Origin of the sequence: Rosettibacter firmus (assembly GCF_036860695.1) — a bacterium.
Taxonomy (GTDB): Bacteria; Bacteroidota; Ignavibacteria; order Ignavibacteriales; family Melioribacteraceae; genus Rosettibacter; species Rosettibacter firmus.
On the sequence record NZ_JAYKGJ010000001.1, the window covers coordinates 452650 to 476657 of the forward strand.

The following is a 24008-nucleotide window of genomic DNA, read 5'->3' on the forward strand; positions in this document are numbered from 1 at the left end:
ATGATTGATATAAAAAACTTATCGATTCAATTTACAGGTGAAAATTTATTTGAAAATGTTAATCTTAAAATAGGTAAACATGATAAGATAGCTCTTGTGGGATCTAATGGTAAAGGGAAATCAACTTTTTTGAAATTGATTTATGGTCTTGAAAAACCTGAGAGCGGTGAAATAATTAAACAAAAAGGAATTAGAATTGGTTATCTCCCGCAGGATTTAATTTCATTTCACAGCAAAACACTTTTCGACGAAGTAAAATCTTCTATAATTGAATTAAAATCGATAAACGAAAAAGAAAAAGATATTCTTTCTGCGTTGAATTCAAATAACATTTCTGAAGATGATCGCATAGAATTAATTGAAACACTCGGTGAATTACATTATCAAAAAGAAAATCTTGATTTTTATAATGTAGAATCAAAAATAAAGAAAATACTTATAGGATTAGGTTTTGAAGAAAAAGATTTTGGAAGATTAACAGATGAATTTTCTGGTGGCTGGCAGATGAGAATCCAGCTTGCTAAAATTTTACTTGGTGATAACGATGTAATTCTACTTGATGAACCAACAAACCATCTTGATATTGATACACTCACATGGTTAGAAGATTTCTTAATTAATTACAAAGGTGCATTAATTATTGTTTCGCACGATAGAGATTTTATTAATAAAGTTACCAGCAAAACTCTCGAAATATTTAATAAACAAATTAATTTTTTCCCTGGTACTTACGATCAATATCTCAGTTTCAAAAAAGAAAGAGAAATAAAACTAAGAGCAATTGAAAAAAATCGAGAGAAAAAGATAAAGGAAATTGAAAAATTTATAGAAAGGTTCAGATACAAGGCAACAAAAGCACGTCAGGTACAGAGTAGAATTAAACAAATTAATAAACTTGAAACAATAGAAATATTAGAAGAAGAGAAAAAAATTGAAATAAAATTCCCCGAGCCTCCTAAAAGTGGAGCTATTCCATTAGAATTAATCAATGTTTCTAAATGTTACAACAATAATGAAGTCCTAAAAGACATTAATATAAAAATTGAACGTGGAGAAAAAATTGCAATAGTTGGTCCAAATGGAGCCGGTAAAACTACATTAGCAAAAATTATCGGGAATAAAATTGATATAACTTCTGGCAAAGTTATTTATGGATACAATACATTAATTTCTTATTACGAACAAGAAGTAGCAGATAGCTTGAATCCAGATTTAGATTTAATTGATACACTCGAAGAAATTAATGATGAATTAACTCCAGGTCAAATCAGAAATTTACTTGGAGCTTTTCTTTTTTCTGGTGATGATGTTTTCAAAAAAGTAAAAGTTCTTTCTGGTGGCGAAAAAAGTAGAATTGCTTTAGCTCGACTTTTATTAACAAAAAGTAACTTAATTATTTTAGATGAGCCTACAAATCATTTAGATTATAACTCAAAAGAAATTTTGCAAAAAGCTCTCGTTGATTTTACAGGGACATTAATTATAGTTTCACACGACATCGATTTTCTAAAACCCATTGTAAATAAGGTTTACGAAATAAGAAATCACAAACTCAAAGTGTATTATGGTGGAATTGAATATTATCTTCAAAAAAGAAATGAAGAATCAGAAATTGAAAATTCTGAGTCCCCACAAATCACAAATAAAGCATCACGCAAAGAACAGAAAAGAATTGAAGCTGAATTAAGACAAAAAAAGTATAACAACACTAAAGATTTAAGAAAACAGTTAGAACTCTGTGAAAGTGAAATTATTAAATTAGAAAATTTAAAGACCCAACTCGAAAATGATTTAACAAAGTATGAAATATTTAGCAATCCAACACTGGCAAAAGAAAAAAATAATGAATATGAAAAAATAAAAATATTATTAAATAACGAATATAAGAGATGGGAAGATTTAAATAATCTATTAGAAGAGATCGAAAAACAATTTAGAATATAATATTAAGTTCATTATTTACCAGGTAATAATTCTTCCGAAAGTGATATACCACCATACAATGCTGCATCATCACCTAATTTAGTTGCTACAAGTTTCGTTTCTTTTCCACAATCTACAATTACAGAATTATGAAATGCTTCTTTTATTAAAGGCATCATAAAATCTTGCAATGCTTCAATAACACCTCCACCAAATACAATTGTATCAAAGTTTAGAAAAGTAGTTAAACTGCCAATTACTGTTCCAATAACTTCACAAGCTTTAGAAACGTGTTTAACTGTCAGAAGATCATTCTGTTCAACAGCATAAGCAAGATCTTTACTTTTTATAGGTTTACCAGTAGATATTAATTCACTCAATAAACTTTTTTTCCCTTTTTTTATTTCTTTTTTAATTGCTTTTACAATTGCTAACCTGCTTGCTGTTAATTCAAATGTCTTTAATGTTTTCTTTGAAGAAAAGTAACCTTTTTTATTAACAAGCATATGACCAATTTCTCCAGCATAAAATGTAGAACCACGATATAACTGACCATTAAAGAATAAAGCACTCCCTATCCCGGTTCCAATAAAAACAATCAACATATTTTTAACATTATCATCAAACTCAAATTTTTTAATCCCGAGTCCTGCAAGATTAACATCATTTTCTACTAATATTGGAATAGAAAGATGTTTAGAAAGTGCATTTTTTATGTTATAATTCTGAATACCTAAATTAGGAGCATTAGAAATAAAACCTGTAAAAGGATTAACAGTTCCTGGCACGCCTATACAAATTGCTTTAATATTTTTTTGCATTAACTTATTTTTAGAAATCAAATCATTAACTGAATTTGAAATCAGGTTTGTTAATCCATCTGTTCCATTATTAATTTCAGTTGGGACTTTTAATCTGTCAACAATTTTATTCTGGCTATCGATAAGTGCAGAAAGAATTTTTGTACCACCTAAATCAATTGAGATTAAAAAACTTTTATCCATTAGCTCCTCTTAAAAATATTAAATTTCAGTGTAACTAAAATTTTATTAAATTGTTATAAAGTTTAAATAAATTATTTTACATACAAGAAAAGTTATTATTTACTTTCAAATATAAATGTAATTCTATGGAAAGGTAAATTATTTTTAAATAACAAATGGAGTTTTGAATGTATATAAACTATTCTGATATTCCCGGTTATCAAAATTTATTTCTCGATTATATTTACGAATTTGATAATGTAAAAAAATTCTATAGAAATAATTTTCGTGATATTGAGTCGTACGAAAAATTATTTAATGAATTAGAAAATTATAACCGTCCTCACCGTACAGAATTAGCTAACTTAATAAAAAAACAGTATCAAAATATTAAAATATCCAAACAAACTGAATCAAATATCGAAGCACTTTATTCCAACAAAACCTTTGTGGTATGCACAGGACAACAATTAGGAATTTTTGGCGGGCCTCTTTATACAATTTATAAAACTATTACTGCAATTAAACTTTCAAATTACTTAAAAGAGCGATACGAAAATTATCAGTTTGTCCCGGTTTTCTGGCTCGAAGGAGATGACCACGATTTTGAAGAAGTGAGAAAAATAACATTAATTAATAATAACAACGATATAATCACTCTAAAATATAACGATGGACTTGAAGAAGAAATTAATCGTGGTAGTATAGGCCATAAATTTTTTGACAACAACCTGGAGAATATATATAAAGAAATTGAGATAAATATTAGAGAAACAGAATTCAAAAATTCTATAATAGAATTTTTAAAAGCATTTTATAAACCCAATACAACTTTTTTAGATGCATTTAAAAATCTAATGATAAAGCTATTCGATGAGTATGGATTAATAGTCTTTAATCCGCTTGAACCAGAGATAAAAAAATTATTATCACCAATTTTTTCAGAAGAAATTATAAACTACAGAAATCATACTTTAGAACTTGTAGATAGGAGTGCTGAACTCGAAGAAATTTATCACGCTCAGGTAAAAGTTAAACCTATTAATTTATTTTATATAGATAATAATGAGAGATTATTAATTGAACCTGTTGACGATGAATATCGATTAAAAGGGAGAAGAAAAAGATTCACAAAAGAAGAATTATTAAATCAACTCAACCAAAATCCTGAAAAATTCAGTCCAAATGTTTTACTTAGACCAATATGCCAGGATTATCTATTCCCTACTGCATTTTATGTAGCCGGGCCATCGGAGATTAGCTATTTTGCACAGCTAACACCACTTTATAAAATTTATAATATTATTCCACCAATTATTTATCCACGTGCTTCTGCTACAATTGTAGAAAAAAATATTAAAACAGTTCTTGAAAAATATAACTTGGATTTTATCAATCTTTTTACAAGCGAAGATGAACTGATAACAAAAATCGTAAATCAAAATTCTAACATCGATATAAATAAATTATTTGAAGATACACTGAATAATCTTGAACAATTAATGTCACTATTAAGAGAAAATTTAGTTAAAGTTGATAAATCATTATCCGATATAACAAATAAAACCAAGATCAGAATGGAAGAAAATTTATCTTACTTGAAAAATAAAGCACAGGAATTAGAAAAAAGTAAACACGAAATAACTATACGCCAGATTACAAAAGTGCGAAATATTATTTACCCAAATAATAACTTACAGGAAAGAGAACTAAACTTTATATATTTTGCAAATAAATATGGTTTTGATATTCTAAAATGGATTTATAACGAATTAGCAATTAACAAATTTGAGCATCAGATTTTAGAATTATAGCCTAATGCTGCCAATTGATTTAAAAATTCTGGATTAGATACAGATACGCACTCAAAATTATTTATATCACCTCCTTCTTCAAGCAGCATTGACATAACTGCAAAAGCCATTGCAATTCTATGATCACCATAACTTTCAAATACAGGCTTTTTTACATTTACTTTTCCATATACTTCAAATCCATCCTCAAATTCGTTAACATTCAAGCCAGCATTTTTAAAATTAGTACACAAAGCTTTTATGCGATCAGATTCTTTTACTCTAAGTTCCTTAGCATTTGTTATTTTAAATTTCCCATCTGCAAATACTCCAGCAATTGAAAGAACTGGAATTTCATCAATTATATTTGGGATCAATTCAACAGGAATATCAACATTCTTTAAATCACTGCTCATAATTCTTATATCACCTTTCTTTTCTCCATTTTCAATTAATTCATTTTCGATAAAAATTTTGCCACCCATTGATTTCAATACACTAAGGATACCAGTTCTCGTTTCGTTAAGAGAAACATTTTCAATAAGAATATTTGAATCTTTAGATAGCAAACCCAGTACAATAAAAAATGCTGCTGTTGATATATCTGCAGGTACAGTAATATCAATACAAGTTGGATAATTTTTCTTGGATACAAAAATTTTTGTCCCTTCATCTGATATTTCAGTTTTAAGTCCAAGTAATTTTTCTGTATGATTTCTTGTAGGAACTGGCTCTATAATTATCGATTCATCCTCAAGATGAAGAGCTGATAATATAATTGCACTTTTAACCTGAGCACTTGCAACTTTCATTTTATAATTAATAGGATGTAATTTGTTTGAAGGCTTGATTATCAGTGGTAATGTTCCTTTCTCTGATGCAATTATATCTGCTCCCATAGAATTGAGTGGTTCTACAACTCTCATCATTGGTCTTTTGGAAAGTGATTCGTCACCAGTAATTATTGATTCAAAACTCTGTGCACATAATAATCCACTTAATAATCTTGCTGTAGTACCTGAATTACCAGCATATAATTCACCATCTGGCTTTAAGAAATTTTTAAATCCTCTTCCTTCAATAATAATTTTATCTTCATCATATTTAAATTGAACACCAAGCTTTTTAAAACATGATATAGTAGACTTAACATCATCAGCATTAGAACAATTTTTAACAATCGATTTCCCCTCTGCCATAGAAGAGAACATTATTGCTCTATGAGATATTGATTTATCTCCTGGTAGATACAATTGACCATAAAGATTTTCTACATAATGAAAATTCTGAATCATTTTTGACACCATTTATCTATTAATTCATTAAGTTCATTCTCGTTTAATTCAGATTTCTCATACATACCAGCTAAAGTTCTTTGACGTTGACACTCATATAATGTAACAGCTGCAGCTACAGATACATTCAAACTTTGAACCATTCCACGCATTGGGATATAAAACAATTCATCAGCAAGCATTTTTAATTCGTCAGATATACCACGATGTTCATTACCAAAAACCAATGCAATTTTTTTTGTAAAGTCTATTTCATACAAATTTTTAGCACTTTTATCAAGATAGCTTGCATAAATTGTAAAACCTTCATTTTTTAATGATTGAATACACTCATTAACATTATCAAATTTCTCTATATCAATCCATTTATTTGCCGAAGCTGAAGTAACTTTACTTATTTTAGGGAAAGTTTCTTTTGTATATAATAAAGTAATCTTAGGTACACCTACTGCATCACATGTTCTAAAAATTGCACTAACATTATGTGCATCATGAATATTTTCAATTACAACTCTTAATGAAAATTGTCTTGCAGTAGCAGCTGCTGTAATTTTTTTTAGTCTCTCAGGTGTTCTGAATCTTTTCATTGATTCTTATCGAATATAATTTTATACACAATTTTATTCCCTTCTTTTCGAGCTTTATCAATTTTTAATTTTAGATTTGATTCTGCCTGAATATAGAATTTAAAAAGTTCAATGGTTTTGTTTATAGCTTCTTCTTCGATGTGAGCCCAGCTTTCGCAACCTTTTAAAGAAGGTATTTCGGCTGTAAATCCGTCATCAGTTTTTGTAACAATTAAATCTAAAACCACTAGTAACCACCTGATTGAGATTCACCTTTTACTATTTTAACACTTGCACTTGCTCCTATTCTATCTGCACCACTTTTAATCATCAAACGAGCATCTTCTGCTGTTCTTATTCCTCCAGAAGCTTTTACACCCACAGAAGAACCAACAACATATTTCATTAAAGCAACATCGCTGGCGGTTGCACCTCCTTTACTAAAGCCAGTAGAAGTTTTTACGAAATCTGCTTTTGCTTCTTTGCTTATCAAGCACGCAATTACTTTTTCTTCATCAGTTAATAGAGCAGTTTCAATAATTACCTTGCATATTCCTTTATGCTTTTTAGTAACCAATACAACTTGATTAATATCATTAAAAACATATTGATACTCTTTTTGTTTAAGCATTCCAACATTAATCACCATATCAATTTCCTGTGCACCATTTTGAAGTGCCTGTTCAGCTTCAAATCTTTTTACCTCTGTTGTTGTTGCTCCCAAAGGGAAACCAACTACAGTACAGACTTTTACATCAGAATTTTTTAATAAATCTCTGCATAATGTTACATAACATGGATTAACACATACAGAAGCAAATCCATAAGTTTTAGCTTCTTCACATAATTTTTTAATTTCATCTGGAGTAGCTTCTGGTTTTAATAGCGTATGATCAATCATCTTTGCAATATCTCGATTTGTCAATTCATCACCAATGCCTGGACCTGCTGCAATTCTTTCTGCTCCATTTTCGATTATATTTTTAACTGCAGTTGGCTGATCGATTACATTTCTTTCCCAACCAGCACAGGTTCCTTCTTTACAATAAAAGTCCTGTAAAGCTTTTTCTATTAACACTTGAGAAATTATTTTTTCAATTAATGATGTATCCATAGTTTTTTTCTAAAGATTTTATAAAAGCTAAAAAAGTATTTTTCAAAAGCATAGCTATTGTCATTGGTCCAACACCACCTGGAACGGGAGTAATATATGATGCTACTTTTTCTACTTCATCAAATTTTACATCACCAACTATTCTGTAACCCTTTTTCGAATTTTTATCTTCTATTCTATTAATCCCAACATCAATCACTACCACTCCTTCTTTCACCATATCAGATGTTATAAAATTTTCTTTACCAATTGCAGCAATTAAAATATCTGCATCTTTTGTATATCTGTTTAAATCTTTTGCAGCTGAATGACAAATTGTTACAATTGCATTCGCTCCATCTTTCTTTTGTAATAACATATTGGCAATAGGTTTACCTACAATATTGCTTCTGCCAACTACAACAACATGTTTACCTTTTGTTTCAATTGAATATCTTTTAAGTAATTCAACTATGCCATAAGGAGTACAAGGATAAAAAGTATCGTTACCTATTACAAGATTACCAACATTAACAGGATGAAAACCATCAACATCTTTCGAAGGTAAAATTGTTTCTATGATTTTCTGCTCACTAATATGTCCAGGCAGAGGTAATTGAACTAAAATTCCATGATAATTATCATCATGGTTATATTGATTTACAATATTTATTAAATCTTCTTCACTAATATTAGATGATAGTTTTTCTACTTTAGAATTCATACCTATTTCATTGCAAGCTTTACTTTTAGATGAAACATATAATTGAGAAGCTGGATTATCACCAACAAGTATAGCTACAAGACCAGGTACTTTACCAGTTTTATCTTTTACTTCCTGTATTTTTAATTTTAATTCTTTTTTAATTTCTTCTGAGATTTTTTTACCATCGATTAATATAGCCATTTTATCGCTCAACTTTTTTTTCAAAATCCGGGAAAAAAATTCTTTCTATTTCTTTTGTTCTACCATTATTAGAATCAATCCTTAAAAAAACTCCACATAAGTGAACATTATCAACAGCCGGCTGGTATTTTTGAGGAGTTTGATACAGAAACCGATTTATTGCCGCATCTGTTTTCATACCAATAACAGAATCATAAGGACCTGTCATTCCACAATCAGTAATATAACCAGTTCCTTTAGGAAAGATTCTTTCGTCTGCTGTTTGCACGTGAGTATGAGTACCAATAATAGCGGAAACTTTTCCATCTAAATAATTAACAAGAGCAACTTTTTCTGCTGTAGCTTCGGCATGAAAATCTATAATTATTACATTTGTTTCCTGCTTAATTTTAGGAATTATCCAATCACTTGTTCTAAATGGGCAATCAATTGCAGCCATAAATGCTCTTCCTTGCAAATTAATTACTCCCACTTTTCCTTTTGGAGTTTCTAATATAAAATATCCATTCCCAAAAGTTCCTTTTGGATAATTGAGTGGTCGTAAAACTCTTGGATCTTTTTTAAGAAATTCTTGAGATTGATGTTTATCCCAGGTATGATTCCCACCAGTAATAACATTCACACCAAGTTCAAAAAGAATTTTGGCTTCTTTTTCGGTGCAACCTTTACCATCAGATACATTTTCACCATTAACAATAGTAACATCAGCTCTATACTTTTTTTGTAATGATGGGAGCCACATGTTTACTATGTTTAATCCTGGTTGACCTACTATATCTCCAATAAAAAGTATGTTTATATCCATATCTAAAACTTTTAATAAGAAATATATTGAAAATGGAAAGAATAACGAAATTACTATGTAAATAAAGAAAAAAAATTTTGTAAGAATTAATATCGATTCATTAATTATTTTGTTTTATTCTTGTTATAATCTCTAATTAAATAAGTGTTTATTAAATTTGTCAATAAAAAAATTATAACTATGGATTTAAAAGAAATCCCATTCGAAAAAGCTGATTATTGTGTATTTGATTTTGAAACAACAGGAACTTCTCCATCATTAGATAAAGTAATAGAAATTGGTATAGTGAAAATAAGTAAAGGGAAAATTATAGATACTTTTCAATCATTTATAAATCCTGGAAGACCAGTCCCATATTTTATAACATTAATGACTGGAATAACAAACTCGGATGTTTCAAATGCTCCATACTTTGAAGAAGTATATTATAAAATAAAGGAATTTGTAGGTGATTCTATTTTAGTAGCACATCATCTAAATTTTGATTATTCCTTTTTAAGAAATGAATGTGCAAATGCAAATCTGGAAATGCTAAACAATTATACTGTATGTACATTAAAACTTGCAAAGAGATTATTCCCTGAGTTACCAAGTAAATCTCTTGGCAGTTTAACCCGACATTTTAAAATCCGTCATAAAAATATTCATCGAGGGTTGGGAGATGCCTTAGCAACTGCAAAGATATTCTTAAAAATGTTTCCATATCTACGAAACGATCATAATGCAGATACTGTTGCTGATATCATAAATTTTCAAAATATTCCTGCATCCAAACCTTTCAAAATTATCAAAAAGAAATTAGCAAGTGATTATGCATCAATCCCAGATTCTCCAGGAGTTTATTTCTTTAAGAATTCAAAAGATGAAATAATTTATATTGGGAAAGCAAAATCACTTAAGCAGAGAATTAGCAATTACTTTTTAAATAATGTTCCCCGTAAAACAAAAGAAATTATTAGAAAAGCTCACCGAATAGATTTTCAAAAAACAAATACAGAATTAACAGCTCTTCTTGCAGAAGCCGAATTGATTAAAAAGTATAAACCAAATTTAAACACATTATTAAAAAGGTATTCCAATAATTACTTTATTCGAATTACTAATAACCATGAATACCCTAAAGTTGAAGTTGTATCCACTTTCGATTTTGATGGTAATGATTACTATGGACCCTATCCAAATAGAGATATTGCTAATTCAATTAAAGAAATAATTGATAAGACTTTTTTACTCAGAGAATGCACCGATAAAGATTTCAATAAAAAGAAAAAATGTTATTTAAGTGAAATTGAAAGATGTCTTGCCCCTTGTGTTTATGATATCAAAGATAAATATGAAAACGAATTAAATCTGGTGAATGATTTTTTAAGTGGACATAATCAATCTGCCATCGATAGACTTTTAAGAAAAATGAAGCAGTATAGTGAACAAAAAAAATATGAAGAAGCAGCTGCCACACGAGATACAATCAATTCGATCTTGAATCAATTACATAAAGCCTCGATACTCTCAGAACCCATAAATAAAGCAAAGGTATTGATTGAAATTGCCGGGACAAAGCACAACGATTATATTCTAATGCTTGAAGGAAAACTTTATATTAGAAATTTTATAATTGATGAAAAAAGTTTATTTGATGAAAAATTAGAAGATTATTTTGAAGGTACCAAAAATCTTTTTGATGAAGTTACACCGGCAGATCTTGAAAAAATGAAAATTTCTTTAAGCTGGTTAAGCAAAAACAGGCAGAGAATTAAAATTCATTATCTTAGTAAATATTCAGGGATAACAGAGCTTGCTAAAGATTTATTATTTTTATATCGTTAATTAAATTATCCTTATCAGGGAACAAACCTCATAATTAAATAACGAATTATATAAGCTGATAATAAAACAATTAAACCATAGAGCAACAAAACTTTTAATGAATCTTTTGTAAATCTATAAGTTGAAAGATAACCACGCCAGCCACATTCTTTACATCTATAAATCTTAAAAAAAGTCAATCTCTTTATAATTTGTTCTTTCATATTTCTTGAATGAGAACTATGAAGTGTTAATGCCGATTTACATTCCGGGCATTTTATGTATAATGGATTAATATTTGTAAATAATTTGAATGCCCTCATTTTATTGTTCCTATCCTAATTTTAATGAAAAAAATATTCCCATTAATATGCTAATAATTAAAATTACTGAAACAATTAATGTTATATAAAAAAATTTTATATCCCTATTTTTATAGAAATAAATTACTGAAATAAAAACTCTCAGAATTGGAGTCATTATTAAAGTAATGGTGCCTGAATATAAAAATGGTTCTGGTTCTAGCCTCAGGATATTTTGAATAAATTCAATAAAATTATGAATCTTATTTTCTTGAACCGCATTAAAGTTATCATATTTTAAGAGCATTAGCAATAGTCCAGCTACATAAAAAAATATAGTCAAATAAATTCCAGTAGAAAGTATTCTTGATACGGTTTTATTTAATTGAGCATTTTCCATAAAATAATCTCTAAAAGATGTTAAGATTCATTCCATCAGATAATCCTTTTAAAATCATTCTAATCGATAGATAACCTGCTACAGCTGTAAACAAAAGCTTTATAAATCTACTCTTGAATTTATTCATTATACTGCTTCCAAAAGTTGCCCCCGCTATTGTTCCTATTGCTACAGGTGCAACATAATGCGAATCAACTGCCCCACTCAAAAAATACAATGTGGAACTTGTTGCTGCTGTAACTCCAATCATAAATTTGCTTGTTGCTACAGAGACTTTCATTGGTACTTTCATTAAACTATTCATTGCAGCAACTTTTATTATACCTCCTCCAATTCCTAGTAATCCAGAGCCAACGCCCGCTAATAAAGATACAAAACTACCACTTAATGGTTTATGAACTGCATATTCTACTTTTTTATTCAATGCTAAATCATAAAAAGAATCTTTTATTGATATTAATTTTTCTAATTTGTCTTCGGTATTAAACTCAGTATTAAAATTATTAGAATCATCAGCTGCACGAGTTATATAAGAATAAATAGCCATCGTAAAAACCAGCAGTCCAAATATTATACTTAATATCCAGCCGTGCAACACAAGAGCTAAAAGTGCACCTAACAATGCTCCTAGAGTAGTCGATATCTCAAGAAACATTCCTAATTTAATATTAGTAATTTCTTGCTCTACATATTTATTAGCACCTGCTATTGATGTTGCAATAACAGATATTAGACTTGCAGCAATTGCATTGTGGACTGGAACTTTATAAATGAGTGTTAAAGCTGGAACTATAATAATTCCACCACCAATCCCAACTAATGAACCTAATAATCCTGCAAAGGCTGATATGATGACAAGTAATAAAATATCAATGAACATTGGCATTCAGTAATTTATTATAGAGTTGTGAATTATTGAGAATAGAAAGAGCAACTTCAAATTGTTTATCATATTTTAATGATTCAAGAATCCTGCCTATTCTACCAACAGTTCTTGCTGCTAATTCTTCTTTAATTAAACTTACAATTTCATCTTTAAACCTATCAATTTCGATAAAGTTGTTCTCTGATATTTTATCGAGTGTTTTATTTAATTGTTCTACAAAATTCTCTCCTAATCCTTCTTCTCTTGCATATTGTTTGAGTTGTTCAATCATTTTTTCGATTGGGGATACAAACTGGAATCTTTGATCTTTTAAATAATTCTTAAATTCTTGAATTAAGTAGCTATCTGAAATTACGTTTAAATTATTTATAGGCTTTTTATTATAAAGATGAGTTGCAAATCTGAAGAACATTCCATCAGCAAGCAATCTCTGAATTAATTTTGATTTTGATTTATTATAAACTATCGAATCTGGTGTAATTCCACCTGCCGAAAAAACTTTTCTTTTATTATCAGTTTTAAATTCATTCTGAAATTGAACAGTATTTTGCAGAAGTACTTTATTTTTTTCAGAGTAATTAACTTTTTGAATACATCGTCCACTTGGAGTAAAATATCTTGCAGTAGTAATTTTCAAAGAAGTATTATATGAAAGTGGAATAACTGTTTGAACCAATCCTTTGCCAAAAGAATTAGTTCCAACTATAACAGCTCTATCATGATCTTGAATTGCACCAGCAACAATTTCGGATGCAGATGCAGAACCTTCATCAATTAACACAGCTAATTTTGGATTTGCTGCAATTGGTTCTTCATTAGAATAATATTTTTTTATACTGGAACTATCCCTCCCTTTTACAGTTACTATTAATGCCCCTTTCTGTAAAAATTTTTCACACACATCAATTGCAGCATCAAGTAAACCTCCTGGATTACCTCTCAAATCCAGAATTATTGATTCAATATTTTTTTTCGATTTTAATTCCAGTAAAGCTTTTTTAACTTCTTCTCCTGCACTTCTTGAAAAACCACTTAATTTTAGATAAACATTATTGGAATTCTCAGGAACAAATCCATAAAACGACAGATTTTTTACTTCAATTTCTTCTCTAATTAAATTGAATATTAATTCTTCGTTTACTCCTTCTCTTTTGATTGTTAGTTTAACTGTAGTACCTGGTTCACCTTTTAATAAATTACTCAGTGATTCATAATTATCTTTATTAACTGGTGTATCATCCACTTTAATAATTACATCACCAATTCTTAATCCCTGTCTTTGAGCTGAGTATCCTTCAATTAAATCTACAATCGTAACATTTTCATTTCTTAGACCTACTGTTGCTCCAATACCTCCATATTTACCTTTTGTTATTATGTCAATATCTTTCTGATGAACATCATCAATAAAATTTGTATACGGATCCAATGACTCCAGCATCCCTGTAATTCCAGCTAACATAAATTCTTTTGGATTAATTGGATCGACATAATTAATTGCTACTTCTTTATAGACTCTACCAAAGATATCGATGCTTTTATTTATCTCGAAATAAAAATCAGAATCATATCTTACAAAACCAGAAAATATTAGAATAAACATTCCAGCAAATAATATTTTATTCCTCATCATAGTACTCCTTTCAAAACTTAATTAAAATTTTCAATATGATTAATTATAATATTATGTATCTCTTCGATAGTCAATAAGCCATTAATTTTTTTTATTCTTTTTTCTTTTTCACAAAGATATAAATAACCTTTTCTTACTCTTTCATAAAAATTAATTTTTTCTGAATCAATTCCATTTGGGGATGTTTCTATTCTATCTAAATCTATATTTTTAACCTTCGACATTCTTTTCAATACTTCATCAACAGGTATGTCAATGAAAAAAGTAATATCGGGGATTGCATTATTTATTACAAATTTTTGAAGTTGAATTACAAATTCAATCTGCATATTTCTTCCAAATCCCTGATAAGCAATTGACGAATCATGATATCTATCTGAAATCACATAATATTTTTTTTCAAGTGCAGGTAATATAATTTCACGAACCAGTTGTGCACGACTTGCAGCAAAGAGTAATAATTCTGTTTCATTTTGCATTTTATCATTTAATTTATCAAGTAAAACATTTCTTATCTGTTCTGAAATAGTTGTGCCGCCAGGTTCTCGTATTACTATAACATTATGTTTTTTTTCTTTCAGATAATTTTCAAGAAGTTTTACCTGTGTGGATTTACCACAAAAATCTAATCCTTCAAATGTTATAAACATATTTAAAATTGTTTTATTATGAACTCAAGTTTATTAGGTTTAACATCCAGCAGTTCAGTATAATCTGGTATTTCAATTTTTGGTTGAATTACATTTTCTTCGCTCATTACTGCATCCCAGTAATCTACATATACTTTTAAACTATCATTCGTAAGTCTTCCAAGTTTGTTAATACCTCCTCTTAAAACAATGCTAACTTTAGGTGGATATAAAATTAATTGTTTCGAATTAGGAACATTTCTTACCTCGACAAATAAATCATCAAAAGCTCTTTCAACTATTTTTTGGACATCAAATTCTACTTTACACTTTGTAACCGAAAATGTAACTCCTTCAATACTTTTTAAATTAACTTCTGAAATAATTTTCTCACTGACATTATTAAAAACTACGGAATCTGTTTCAACTTCATTAATAAATTGCAATATACTGGCTGGTCCAGAAACTTCAATTTCTGCGGGAGTAATTATAATATCAGAAACCAGTGCATAATCTTTTGCAAAATTTATTTTAATATTAGGCTTTATACGTACTTTTTTTGTTACAGTCTTATCAATTTCTATCGAAATGACAGGTGGATTAATTTCAAGGACAGTCACTAAAGATGAAAGCCAGATATTATTTTCTAATTCATCTCTCAAGTTAACTTTATATTTACCAATTTTATGATGGACTGATACCTTAAACGTATTATTACTGGTCAGAGTTAATTTTGCTAATTCCCAGCCTCTTGCTTTTAATTTTAGTAATACTTCATTATTTGATAAATAACTTGGAGTATAATTTTCTGGTAAATCAACAATTTCGATCGGGACAGTAATTGTTTCGACATAATAATCTGAAAGGGAGACCGATCCCCATAATATTAATGAGAAAAGAATTATAAATACTATAGGAATAATTTTGTTCTTCATATACATAAAAATATAAAAAAAACTCCACTATTGTGTGGAGTTATAAAATCTGTTCATCCAAATTTTGTTATCTGAGTTGATTAAAATAATTTATTAATTGATCCCTGTTTGCTCGTGAAATTTCTCTTCCTTTAATCGGGAAGTTTTTAAAACTTCTGGCAAGATGACGTAACTTGTGCACATTTAGTTTTGAAAGCTCTTCTTCAGGTGGGATTTCTGTTAATACATCAGCTTCTTTGCCATCAGTTTCAGGAAGGTTGTTTGTTAATTCTTTTAAAGCTTCTGTTTTCAATTTATTTAGATGTGAATTGTATTCAGTATGTTTTTCTTTTTTAGAATTTACTTCTTTTTTTTGCTTTTTTGGAGATAGCTCATCAGTGGAAATTTGTTGTTCATCAAAAAATGTAGGATTATTTAAATTATTATTTGGTGCAATATTATCATTCTTTTCAGTAGTAACAATTTTATCATTAAAAATTAAGTTATCCAGTTGATCATCTGGTCTTGGTATTACATGTGCAGAAATTAATTGGCTAACTCTTTGAGCTGCAGCTGCTCCTGCTTCTACTGCTGCTTTAACTGCTGCCACTTCTCCAATTACTTTTACAGTAACCAGTCCTGCAGAAATTTTTTCTTTGCTAACCAACTGCACATTTGCAGTTTTAACCATTGCATCAGCAGCTTCGATTGCACCAATTAAGCCTTTGGTTTCTATTAAACCGAGTGCTAATTCCATATTATAAAAAATTATTTAGGTCGTTTCGGAAGAATCATTTCAACATCAGAATGAGGACGTGGAATTACATGAACCGAAACCAATTCACCTACTCTTTGAGCTGCAGCTGCTCCAGCATCGGTTGCAGCTTTAACTGCTCCTACATCACCACGAACCATAACGGTAACATATCCACCACCGATTGTTTCTTTACCGATTAATTCTACTTTTGCTGCTTTTACCATAGCATCGGCGGCTTCAATTGCCCCGACTAATCCTTTGGTTTCGATCATTCCAAGTGCATCAAGTGACATAAATTTGCTCCCAATATTGGTTAATTTTTATGTTCAAAATAGTTTTTATAGTGAAAAATGTCAATTTCATTTATTTTTTATTTGAAATTTCTCTTAAGTAATCTTCAAGTATTACTGCTGCAGAATTTTTATCTAATAATCCTTTGTCTCTCCTTTTTTTCTTTGATGGCACAGATTCAATTATTCTTTGCTTTGCTATTAGTGATGAATATCTTTCATCAACCAATTCAACAGGTAGATTAAAAATTTTTTCTATTTCTTCTTTTAGTTTAATTATGTTTGGAAATATTTGTGATTGTTTCCCATTTTCTTTCAAAGGATTGCCAATGATAATTTTCTTTACATTATATTGTTCAATTATTTTTTTTAATTCACCAAAAATACTTTTATTATTTTCTAATGTTATAAGTGGATATGCAAAAATATTTAATGGATCTGTAATAGCTAATCCTATTCTCTTTTCGCCATAATCAATTGCAAGAATTCTTTCTTCGTTATTTTGATTCATAATCTCTTTTCTAATGTTTATTAGAGTCAAATCTTTCTACTGAATATACTCCATTTATTTTTTTTAGTCTTTCAATTAATTTATTTAAATGATCCAGATTTTTAACGTACACAGTTATTGTTCCTTTAAATATCGAATCTTCTGCACTCATATTGACTGACTTTATATTTGTATTCTCATAATTTGTAATGCAATTAGAAATATCTTTTAATATTCCAGGTACATCTTCGCCTTTAATAATAAGTCCAGCAATAAAATAAGAACCATCTGCTTTTGGCCAGGTTACTGGAACCAATCTATCATCACCAGCTTTAAGTTTATCAATTAAATTTCTACAATTTTTACGATGTATTTTAATTCCTTCGCCAATTGTTACATAACCTATTATTGGATCTCCTGGAATTGGATTGCAACATTTAGCGTAACTAATTGCCAATCCTTTTTGTTCACCTTCAACAACAACACCACCTGCTGTAAATCTTGCAATGTCTGCAAATTTATCAAATGGTAATTCAATGCTTTGTTTTTGTTCAACTTCTTCTTGAGGTTTGAAAATTTCATCAAGGTTAACTTTATTTTCTGCTATTGCCTTATAAAAACTTCTAATATTATCAAATTTATGTTTGCGTGATATTTTAACTATTTCATCAGGAGTAAGCGATAGCTTCAGTTTTTTTAATTTTTTATCTAATATTTCTTTGCCTGCTTCAACTAATTTTTCTTCTTCTTTATTAAGATATTTTCTTATATGGTTTCTTGCTTTTTGTGTTTGAACAAATTGCAACCAGCTTTTATTAGGATGTTGATTTTTCGAAGTAATAATTTCGACCATATCACCACTATGTAACTTTGTATCAAGAGGTACAATTTTTCCATTAACTTTTGCTCCAATACATTGGTCACCAATATTACTATGAATTTCATAAGCAAAGTCAACAGGAGTAGAATTAATAGGTAAACGCTTTAACTCACCTTTAGGTGTAAATACATATATTTCGTCTTGATACAAATTCAGTTTAAAACTTGTTAAAATTTCTTTTGTGGCTTCATCTTTAGATGCATTTTCAAAAATATCTCGAACCCAACTTACCCATTCTTCAAGTTCTTTATCTGTTGTTGTGATTTCTTCTTTATATTTCCAGTGAGCAGCAACTCCACGCTCAGCAATTTCGTGCATTTTTCTTGTTCGAATTTGTATTTCAACTAATTTCCCTTCTGGTCCAATTACAGTAGTATGAAGTGACTGGTAATTATTTTTTTTAGGGACTGAAATAAAATCTTTAAATCGGTCCGGGATTGGCTTAAACAATTCTGTAACTATTCCATAAGCAAGATAACATTGATTTTTATCTTCAGTTTCCAAAATTATTCTAATAGCCAGTATATCATAAATCTGTTCGAAAGGTAAATTTTGTTTAATCATTTTACGATAAATGCTGAATAGATGTTTGGGGCGACCACTAATTTCGAATTTGAGATTTTCTGCTTTAAGTCTTTCTTCGATTGGTTTAATAACTTTATTAATAAATGCTTCTCGTTCTTTTCGAGTATCATTAATTTTTTTTGCTAAACTATTATAAGCTTCTCTATTTAAATATTTGAAAGCAAGATCTTCGAGTTCCCATTTAATTGCTCCCAATCCAAAACGATGAGCAAGCGGTGCATAAATTTCCTGAGTTTCTTTTGCGATTCTTAATTGTTTTTGAGGTGATACAAATTCCAGAGTGCGCATATTATGAAGTCTATCTGCAAATTTAACAAGTATTACTCGCACATCTTTTATCATCGATAAAAGTAATTTTCTATAATTTTCTGCTTTTTTCTGATCTTCAGTTTTCTGAATTTCTTGTTCTTTGAATATACCACCCATTTTTGTAACGCCATCAACAATTTCTGCTACATCGGGACCAAATTCTTTAGCAATGAATTCGAGCTTAATATCTGAATCTTCAACTACATCATGAAGTAAAGCACTCACTACAGAAATATCATCGAGAGGAATTTCTTTAGCAATAATCATTGCAACTTCGTATGGATGGTTAAAATATGGCTCTCCAGATGCCCTGAAATCATTTTTATGACATTCATAACTAAATTGAAAGGCTTTACGAATTAGATTTTCATCAACAGAATGTAAATTATTTCTACATACAGCAAGTAATTCATCTAACATTCGTTCATGTTTTATTTTAACGGAGGTTTCCATTCCTTATACATAAAAGTTATTTTTCAAAATCTTATACAAAAAAACATAAATTTAGTTCAATTAGAAAGTACCAAAAGTTCTATCTCCAGCATCTCCAAGTCCAGGCAGAATGTATCCATTATCATTTAGTTTCCGATCTAAAGCTGCAGTATAAATAAGTATATCTGGATGTTCATTATTCATTTTTTCAATGCCTTCTGGAGCAGAAATTAAACAAGCTAAGAAACATTTTCCAGCTCCATTTTTCTTTAAAAAATTGAACGAAGCTGCTGCACTTCCACCTGTGGCAAGCATAGGATCAAGAAGTATTGTAATAGACTGATGAAGATTGTTTGGTGTTTTATAATAATAATCTACAGGTTTCAAAGTCTTTTCATCTCTTTGTAATCCTATGTGTCCTACTTTTGCTTCGGGAATTATTTGTAAAAAAGATTCTATCATACTTAATCCTGCTCTGAGTACAGGGACTAAAACAATTTGATACTTTAATTTATAACCTTTTGTTTTTTCAAGAGGTGTTTCCACTTCATATTCTTCCAGCTCAAAATTTTTAGAAATCTCAATTGCAAGTGAAAATGAAATACGACTCAAAGCATATCTGAACTCAGCAGGTTGAGTATTTTTATCACGCAAGATTGTAACATCTCTTTTTATAAGTGGATTATCTACTATAATTAAATTTTTCATAATGAGTCCTTATTGAGTTTTTTACCGAGAATTGTCATTAAATTAATAAATGGAGAAAGTGGTGGTGTATAATTGAAACTAATATTCGACAATTCACTTACTTTTATATTGTTATTAATAAATGATGAAATTAAATCTGCATAGCCAGAAACTTCTTTACCACCAAGGAAAAATGCTCCCAAAATCTTTTGTGTATATTTTTCATAAATTATTTTACCAAAAACTTTTTGTGAATCTGGCATAACATGAACCAAGTTATTTGCTGTTGCAGAAATCGACTCAAATTTAAATTTATTTTCCTTTGCTTCTACAGAATTAATTCCAACATAAGCTAAATATTTATCAAATACTTTTACTGCTGCATTTTTTATAACAGGTTTAATGTATGCATTTCCACCAGCTGCATTTTCGCCAGCAATATGTCCAGAATTATATGCTATGGTTGCAAGTGGTATATAATCATCTTTATTTGTTATTTTATTTTTAATCTCTATACAATCTCCTGCAGCATAAATATTAAAATCTGTTGTCTTAAGTTTTTGGTCTACTTTTATTCCACCATATTTACCAACCTGAAGCGAAGAAGAAACAGCTAAAAAATTATTTGGTCCAAATCCAATTGCAATTAAAATTAAATCAAAATCAAATTCCCAGCCTTTATATGTAATTGCTTTTAATTTCCCGTCACTTATTTTATACTTCACATCATGTGCATCACCCAGAAAATTAATTTTATTTTTTTCGAGAATTTCTTTTATCAAATGACTGATTTCAATATCTGAAGAAGGCATTGGTAAGCTTTCTTTTTCGAGAATTGTAACATCAAAACCTAATTTATGAAATGCTTCTGAAGCTTCGAGTCCTATATACCCACCTCCTATAATCAGAATTTTTCTTACATGATTGTTCTCAATAAAATTTTTTATAGCAAGGTAATCTTTAACATTTTTTAGAGTAAATACATTTTGCAAATTTTTTGGTAAAGAAGGAATATATTTTGCAATAGAACCTGTAGCAAGGATTAATTTATCATATTGTTCTTCGTATCGATGATTTGATAATTTATTAAGAACAGTAATTGTTCTTTTTGTTCTATCTATTTTTTCAACATAATGATTTAAATAAACTTTAACCCCTTTTTCTTTTTCAAAAGTGTGCTGATCAAAAAAAATAATTTCTTTCCAATCCTTAATTTCATTTGATAAGACATAAGGTAATTCACATGTACCGGTAGAAATAAATTCTCCTGCTTCAAACATTATCACATCAGATTCAGGGGAAGTTCTTTTTGCTTTTGCTGCTGCAGCTGGACCAGCAGCGTTTCCCCCTACAACTAATATCTTATTTGGTTTTGGGAACATCAATATTTTATAATTTTAACTGAAATATAATTAATTTCTTTCTGAATGGTAAAAATGTTTAGATAAGAAATATTATTACTTATTTTTCTTTGAATGAAATTGTTATTGGTACTCCTTCGAAGCCGAAATGTTGACGAATCAATCTTTCAAGAAATCTTTTATAAGATTCAGGAATATATTTGTGCTGATTTGCAAAGAATAAAAATATTGGATAATGTTTTCCCACTTGAGTAATGTATTTTATCTTTATTTCTTTACCTGTAGGAGTTGCAGGAGGAGGAGTGTTTTGAATTTCTGGAAGTAATACTTCATTTAATTGACTTGTAGGTATTTTCTTTTTTCTTTCTTCATGAATTTTTAATGCGAGGTCAATCAATTTAAAAATTCTTTGTTTTGTTAAAGCAGAGATTGTTATTATTGGAGCATAGTCAACAGTTTTCATTTTTGCACGAATTGCATCTTCGTATCTTTTTGCAGTATTAGTATCTTTTTCGATTAAATCCCATTTATTTATCGCAATTATTAAACCTTTTCTTCTTCTAACAGCTTCTTGAATAATCTTTTGGTCTTGATGCTCAAGACCGAGTTCAGCATCTAAAAGTAAAATAGCAACATCACAATCCCATAGAGCACGATAAGTTCTAACATTTGCAAAAAATTCTATATTTTCTTTGATTCTTGATTTTCTTCTCAAACCTGCAGTATCAACCAGCACAATTTCCTGACCATAATATTTTAAGACAGAATCGATGCTATCTCTTGTAGTTCCAGGAATATCTGTAACAATAGTTCTATCATAACCAAGCAAAGCATTTACTAAAGAAGATTTTCCTACATTTGGTTTACCAATAATTGCAAGACGCAATCTATAATCTGGTTCTTCTATTTCTTGAGGTGGAGGTAAATGTTTTAATAAATCATCTAAAAAATCTCCAAGATTTCTACCATTCAAAGCAGATATATCAAAAACTTTTTCAATACCCAGTGAATAAAAATCATTTTTATGCGATTCCATTTCTGGAGCATCTGCTTTATTTACCAGCAAGTAATATGGCTTTGGAGATCGACGAATTAAATTAGCAATCTCTCTATCAAGTGGTGTTAGCCCACTTTTTCCATCAACAACAAATAAAATTACATCAGATTCATCGAGTGCAATTTTAATTTGTTCACGAATTGCGGCTTCAAACAAATCCTCTGAATTTGGTACAAAACCTCCTGTATCAATCAATCTAAAATGTCTACCATTCCATTCAACATCGCCATAAATTCTATCACGAGTCACACCTGCAACGTCATCAACAATCGACTTTTTTGTTTTAGTCAATCTATTAAACAAAGTCGATTTACCTACATTAGGTCTTCCTACAATAACTACAACTGGCTCTTTCATAGTTTACTTTAAAATTTATATTGCAAATTTAATTGTGGATAATAGAATGTTCTATATCCAATTTCATATCTTTTTAATTCTGCAGATACTTGTAATCTTTTATTATATCTGCTTGCACTCCAGGCTGCATCAAGAGCACTAATAATATGATTTGTAATAATAATTAAAACGGCTTTATAAGCTATATTATAAAAGTCATTAGCTTTACCTCTTTCTTTAGAATAGTAAATAAAATTAGGTGTTAAAGGATCGCCGTAATTAAATGGTGTATTTTCATCACCAAAGTCATCCCAGCCAACATTAAATTGAGGATACTTACCAATCATTTCATAATATTGTTGATCTCCGAAAGGAGCTAAATGATGTGAATAGTAATTCCCAATTGCACTTTCAAGCTTATTTAGCTCAACCCAGTTAACAGTACCATCTGAATTAAAAACTTTATAATTATTTATATTTATATCTGGATTAATTTTTGTAGCATTTGTTATTGTCCAGAGTGCATAACGATTTACACTCCAGTGTTGATTTGCAAAGTTCTGGAAATAATTTGTTTGATCGTCACCTTTTTTATCATAAATTAATCCAACTGTTATTGCTGTGGCTTCAATTGCAAAATAAATAACACTTTTTACATAACTTTTTGAATAAAATTGTCCTGCACCAGGTAGAGCAAAAGACAAAGCTGCACCAACTAATGGAGATTTCTTTTCTATTCCTCCTGAAGGAGTGAATTTATTATTGAAAGAATTTTCAAATGAAATTTGAGAATCCAGTTTTAAAATGCCTGTTAATTCATTTTTTTGAGCAATTAATTGTGTTATGCTTAAAACAAAAAATAAAATTAGTTTTTTCATTTTTTACCTCT

Annotated in this window: 24 protein-coding genes; 3 read left to right on the forward strand and 21 right to left on the reverse strand. The window is 29.2% G+C overall.

Annotation, left to right across the window (positions count from 1 at the left end):
• The gene (locus VJY38_RS01955) at positions 1–1944 is read left to right on the forward strand and encodes an ABC-F family ATP-binding cassette domain-containing protein (protein ID WP_353678986.1); all 1944 of its coding nucleotides are present in this window, start codon (positions 1–3) and stop codon (positions 1942–1944) included.
• 11 nt (positions 1945–1955) lie between these two features.
• Here VJY38_RS01955 and VJY38_RS01960 read toward each other — a convergent pair whose 3' ends face one another.
• Positions 1956–2927: an ROK family protein gene (locus tag VJY38_RS01960; RefSeq protein ID WP_353678987.1), complete on the reverse strand. Its 972-nt coding sequence runs from the start codon at positions 2925–2927 to the stop codon at positions 1956–1958.
• 167 nt (positions 2928–3094) lie between these two features.
• On the opposite strand from VJY38_RS01960, the gene bshC reads away from it, so the two are divergent.
• Positions 3095–4720, forward strand: a complete 1626-nt coding sequence (gene bshC, locus VJY38_RS01965; RefSeq protein ID WP_353678988.1) for a bacillithiol biosynthesis cysteine-adding enzyme BshC — start codon at positions 3095–3097, stop codon at positions 4718–4720.
• Here bshC and aroA read toward each other — a convergent pair.
• From aroA to VJY38_RS01995, 6 genes are all read right to left on the reverse strand, one after another.
• A complete protein-coding gene (gene aroA, locus VJY38_RS01970) occupies positions 4702–5994 on the reverse strand; it encodes a 3-phosphoshikimate 1-carboxyvinyltransferase (RefSeq protein ID WP_353678989.1) in 1293 nt (430 codons plus the stop codon). The two genes, bshC and aroA, sit on opposite strands and share 19 nt — an antisense overlap.
• On the reverse strand, positions 5991–6581 hold the full coding sequence (locus VJY38_RS01975) for a TrmH family RNA methyltransferase (protein ID WP_353678990.1): 591 nt from the start codon (positions 6579–6581) through the stop codon (positions 5991–5993). The genes aroA and VJY38_RS01975 overlap by 4 nt, the downstream gene beginning before the upstream one ends.
• Positions 6578–6808, reverse strand: a complete 231-nt coding sequence (locus VJY38_RS01980; RefSeq protein ID WP_353678991.1) for a type II toxin-antitoxin system HicB family antitoxin — start codon at positions 6806–6808, stop codon at positions 6578–6580. Before VJY38_RS01980 ends, VJY38_RS01975 begins: the two co-directional genes overlap by 4 nt.
• Positions 6808–7461, reverse strand: coding sequence for a deoxyribose-phosphate aldolase (gene deoC / locus VJY38_RS01985; RefSeq protein WP_353679931.1), 654 nt, complete (start codon positions 7459–7461; stop codon positions 6808–6810). The genes VJY38_RS01980 and deoC overlap by 1 nt, the downstream gene beginning before the upstream one ends.
• A gap of 193 nt (positions 7462–7654) precedes the next feature.
• Positions 7655–8560, reverse strand: coding sequence for a bifunctional methylenetetrahydrofolate dehydrogenase/methenyltetrahydrofolate cyclohydrolase FolD (folD, locus tag VJY38_RS01990; RefSeq protein ID WP_353678992.1), 906 nt, complete (start codon positions 8558–8560; stop codon positions 7655–7657).
• Between the two features lies 1 nt (position 8561).
• Positions 8562–9365: a TIGR00282 family metallophosphoesterase gene (locus tag VJY38_RS01995; protein ID WP_353678993.1), complete on the reverse strand. Its 804-nt coding sequence runs from the start codon at positions 9363–9365 to the stop codon at positions 8562–8564.
• Positions 9366–9545: 180 nt separating this feature from the next.
• On the opposite strand from VJY38_RS01995, the gene VJY38_RS02000 reads away from it, so the two are divergent.
• On the forward strand, positions 9546–11192 hold the full coding sequence (locus VJY38_RS02000; protein WP_353678994.1) for an exonuclease domain-containing protein: 1647 nt from the start codon (positions 9546–9548) through the stop codon (positions 11190–11192).
• Positions 11193–11206: 14 nt separating this feature from the next.
• Here the strand turns inward: VJY38_RS02000 and VJY38_RS02005 are convergent, their stop codons facing one another.
• From VJY38_RS02005 to VJY38_RS02070, 14 genes are all read right to left on the reverse strand, one after another.
• Positions 11207–11494, reverse strand: a complete 288-nt coding sequence (locus tag VJY38_RS02005; protein ID WP_353678995.1) for a hypothetical protein — start codon at positions 11492–11494, stop codon at positions 11207–11209.
• Positions 11495–11504: 10 nt separating this feature from the next.
• On the reverse strand, positions 11505–11873 hold the full coding sequence (locus VJY38_RS02010) for a DUF1634 domain-containing protein (RefSeq protein WP_353678996.1): 369 nt from the start codon (positions 11871–11873) through the stop codon (positions 11505–11507).
• A 10-nt stretch (positions 11874–11883) separates the two neighbouring features.
• Positions 11884–12753 carry a sulfite exporter TauE/SafE family protein gene (locus VJY38_RS02015; RefSeq protein ID WP_353678997.1) on the reverse strand — a complete coding sequence of 290 codons (870 nt, stop codon included), beginning with the start codon at positions 12751–12753 and terminating at the stop codon, positions 11884–11886.
• Positions 12743–14392, reverse strand: coding sequence for a S41 family peptidase (locus VJY38_RS02020; RefSeq protein WP_353678998.1), 1650 nt, complete (start codon positions 14390–14392; stop codon positions 12743–12745). Before VJY38_RS02020 ends, VJY38_RS02015 begins: the two co-directional genes overlap by 11 nt.
• 17 nt (positions 14393–14409) lie before the next feature.
• A complete protein-coding gene (gene tmk, locus VJY38_RS02025; RefSeq protein ID WP_353678999.1) occupies positions 14410–15042 on the reverse strand; it encodes a dTMP kinase in 633 nt (210 codons plus the stop codon).
• 2 nt (positions 15043–15044) lie between these two features.
• Positions 15045–15956: a CdaR family protein gene (locus VJY38_RS02030; protein ID WP_353679000.1), complete on the reverse strand. Its 912-nt coding sequence runs from the start codon at positions 15954–15956 to the stop codon at positions 15045–15047.
• Between the two features lie 67 nt (positions 15957–16023).
• Entirely contained in the window at positions 16024–16692 is a 669-nt protein-coding gene (locus tag VJY38_RS02035) for a BMC domain-containing protein (RefSeq protein WP_353679001.1), read from the reverse strand.
• 11 nt (positions 16693–16703) lie between these two features.
• Positions 16704–16985, reverse strand: a complete 282-nt coding sequence (gene eutM / locus VJY38_RS02040; protein ID WP_353679002.1) for an ethanolamine utilization microcompartment protein EutM — start codon at positions 16983–16985, stop codon at positions 16704–16706.
• Positions 16986–17055: 70 nt separating this feature from the next.
• Complete coding sequence (gene ruvX / locus VJY38_RS02045; protein WP_353679003.1) at positions 17056–17493, reverse strand: Holliday junction resolvase RuvX; 438 nt, start codon at positions 17491–17493, stop codon at positions 17056–17058.
• 10 nt (positions 17494–17503) lie between these two features.
• Positions 17504–19699, reverse strand: a complete 2196-nt coding sequence (locus VJY38_RS02050; RefSeq protein ID WP_353679004.1) for a RelA/SpoT family protein — start codon at positions 19697–19699, stop codon at positions 17504–17506.
• A gap of 60 nt (positions 19700–19759) precedes the next feature.
• Complete coding sequence (upp, locus tag VJY38_RS02055; RefSeq protein ID WP_353679005.1) at positions 19760–20386, reverse strand: uracil phosphoribosyltransferase; 627 nt, start codon at positions 20384–20386, stop codon at positions 19760–19762.
• Positions 20383–21747, reverse strand: a complete 1365-nt coding sequence (locus VJY38_RS02060; RefSeq protein ID WP_353679006.1) for an FAD-dependent oxidoreductase — start codon at positions 21745–21747, stop codon at positions 20383–20385. The genes upp and VJY38_RS02060 overlap by 4 nt, the downstream gene beginning before the upstream one ends.
• Positions 21748–21826: 79 nt before the next feature.
• A complete protein-coding gene (gene der, locus VJY38_RS02065) occupies positions 21827–23140 on the reverse strand; it encodes a ribosome biogenesis GTPase Der (protein ID WP_353679007.1) in 1314 nt (437 codons plus the stop codon).
• Between the two features lie 8 nt (positions 23141–23148).
• Positions 23149–23997, reverse strand: a complete 849-nt coding sequence (locus VJY38_RS02070; protein WP_353679008.1) for a hypothetical protein — start codon at positions 23995–23997, stop codon at positions 23149–23151.
• Between the last annotated feature and the right edge of the window lie 11 nt (positions 23998–24008).

Excerpts from the sequence above, each read along its gene's own strand:
- VJY38_RS01955 (WP_353678986.1), top strand. The coding sequence starts at position 1 with ATGATTGATATAAAAAACTTATCGATTCAATTTACAGGTGAAAATTTA.
- VJY38_RS01960 (WP_353678987.1), bottom strand. The coding sequence starts at position 2,927 with ATGGATAAAAGTTTTTTAATCTCAATTGATTTAGGTGGTACAAAAATT.
- bshC (WP_353678988.1), top strand. The coding sequence starts at position 3,095 with ATGTATATAAACTATTCTGATATTCCCGGTTATCAAAATTTATTTCTC.
- aroA (WP_353678989.1), bottom strand. The coding sequence starts at position 5,994 with ATGATTCAGAATTTTCATTATGTAGAAAATCTTTATGGTCAATTGTAT.
- VJY38_RS01975 (WP_353678990.1), bottom strand. The coding sequence starts at position 6,581 with ATGAAAAGATTCAGAACACCTGAGAGACTAAAAAAAATTACAGCAGCT.
- deoC (WP_353679931.1), bottom strand. The coding sequence starts at position 7,461 with ATGATTGATCATACGCTATTAAAACCAGAAGCTACTCCAGATGAAATT.
- folD (WP_353678992.1), bottom strand. The coding sequence starts at position 8,560 with ATGGCTATATTAATCGATGGTAAAAAAATCTCAGAAGAAATTAAAAAA.
- VJY38_RS01995 (WP_353678993.1), bottom strand. The coding sequence starts at position 9,365 with ATGGATATAAACATACTTTTTATTGGAGATATAGTAGGTCAACCAGGA.
- VJY38_RS02000 (WP_353678994.1), top strand. The coding sequence starts at position 9,546 with ATGGATTTAAAAGAAATCCCATTCGAAAAAGCTGATTATTGTGTATTT.
- VJY38_RS02005 (WP_353678995.1), bottom strand. The coding sequence starts at position 11,494 with ATGAGGGCATTCAAATTATTTACAAATATTAATCCATTATACATAAAA.
- VJY38_RS02010 (WP_353678996.1), bottom strand. The coding sequence starts at position 11,873 with ATGGAAAATGCTCAATTAAATAAAACCGTATCAAGAATACTTTCTACT.
- VJY38_RS02015 (WP_353678997.1), bottom strand. The coding sequence starts at position 12,753 with ATGTTCATTGATATTTTATTACTTGTCATCATATCAGCCTTTGCAGGA.
- VJY38_RS02020 (WP_353678998.1), bottom strand. The coding sequence starts at position 14,392 with ATGATGAGGAATAAAATATTATTTGCTGGAATGTTTATTCTAATATTT.
- tmk (WP_353678999.1), bottom strand. The coding sequence starts at position 15,042 with ATGTTTATAACATTTGAAGGATTAGATTTTTGTGGTAAATCCACACAG.
- VJY38_RS02030 (WP_353679000.1), bottom strand. The coding sequence starts at position 15,956 with ATGAAGAACAAAATTATTCCTATAGTATTTATAATTCTTTTCTCATTA.
- VJY38_RS02035 (WP_353679001.1), bottom strand. The coding sequence starts at position 16,692 with ATGGAATTAGCACTCGGTTTAATAGAAACCAAAGGCTTAATTGGTGCA.
- eutM (WP_353679002.1), bottom strand. The coding sequence starts at position 16,985 with ATGTCACTTGATGCACTTGGAATGATCGAAACCAAAGGATTAGTCGGG.
- ruvX (WP_353679003.1), bottom strand. The coding sequence starts at position 17,493 with ATGAATCAAAATAACGAAGAAAGAATTCTTGCAATTGATTATGGCGAA.
- VJY38_RS02050 (WP_353679004.1), bottom strand. The coding sequence starts at position 19,699 with ATGGAAACCTCCGTTAAAATAAAACATGAACGAATGTTAGATGAATTA.
- upp (WP_353679005.1), bottom strand. The coding sequence starts at position 20,386 with ATGAAAAATTTAATTATAGTAGATAATCCACTTATAAAAAGAGATGTT.
- VJY38_RS02060 (WP_353679006.1), bottom strand. The coding sequence starts at position 21,747 with ATGTTCCCAAAACCAAATAAGATATTAGTTGTAGGGGGAAACGCTGCT.
- der (WP_353679007.1), bottom strand. The coding sequence starts at position 23,140 with ATGAAAGAGCCAGTTGTAGTTATTGTAGGAAGACCTAATGTAGGTAAA.
- VJY38_RS02070 (WP_353679008.1), bottom strand. The coding sequence starts at position 23,997 with ATGAAAAAACTAATTTTATTTTTTGTTTTAAGCATAACACAATTAATT.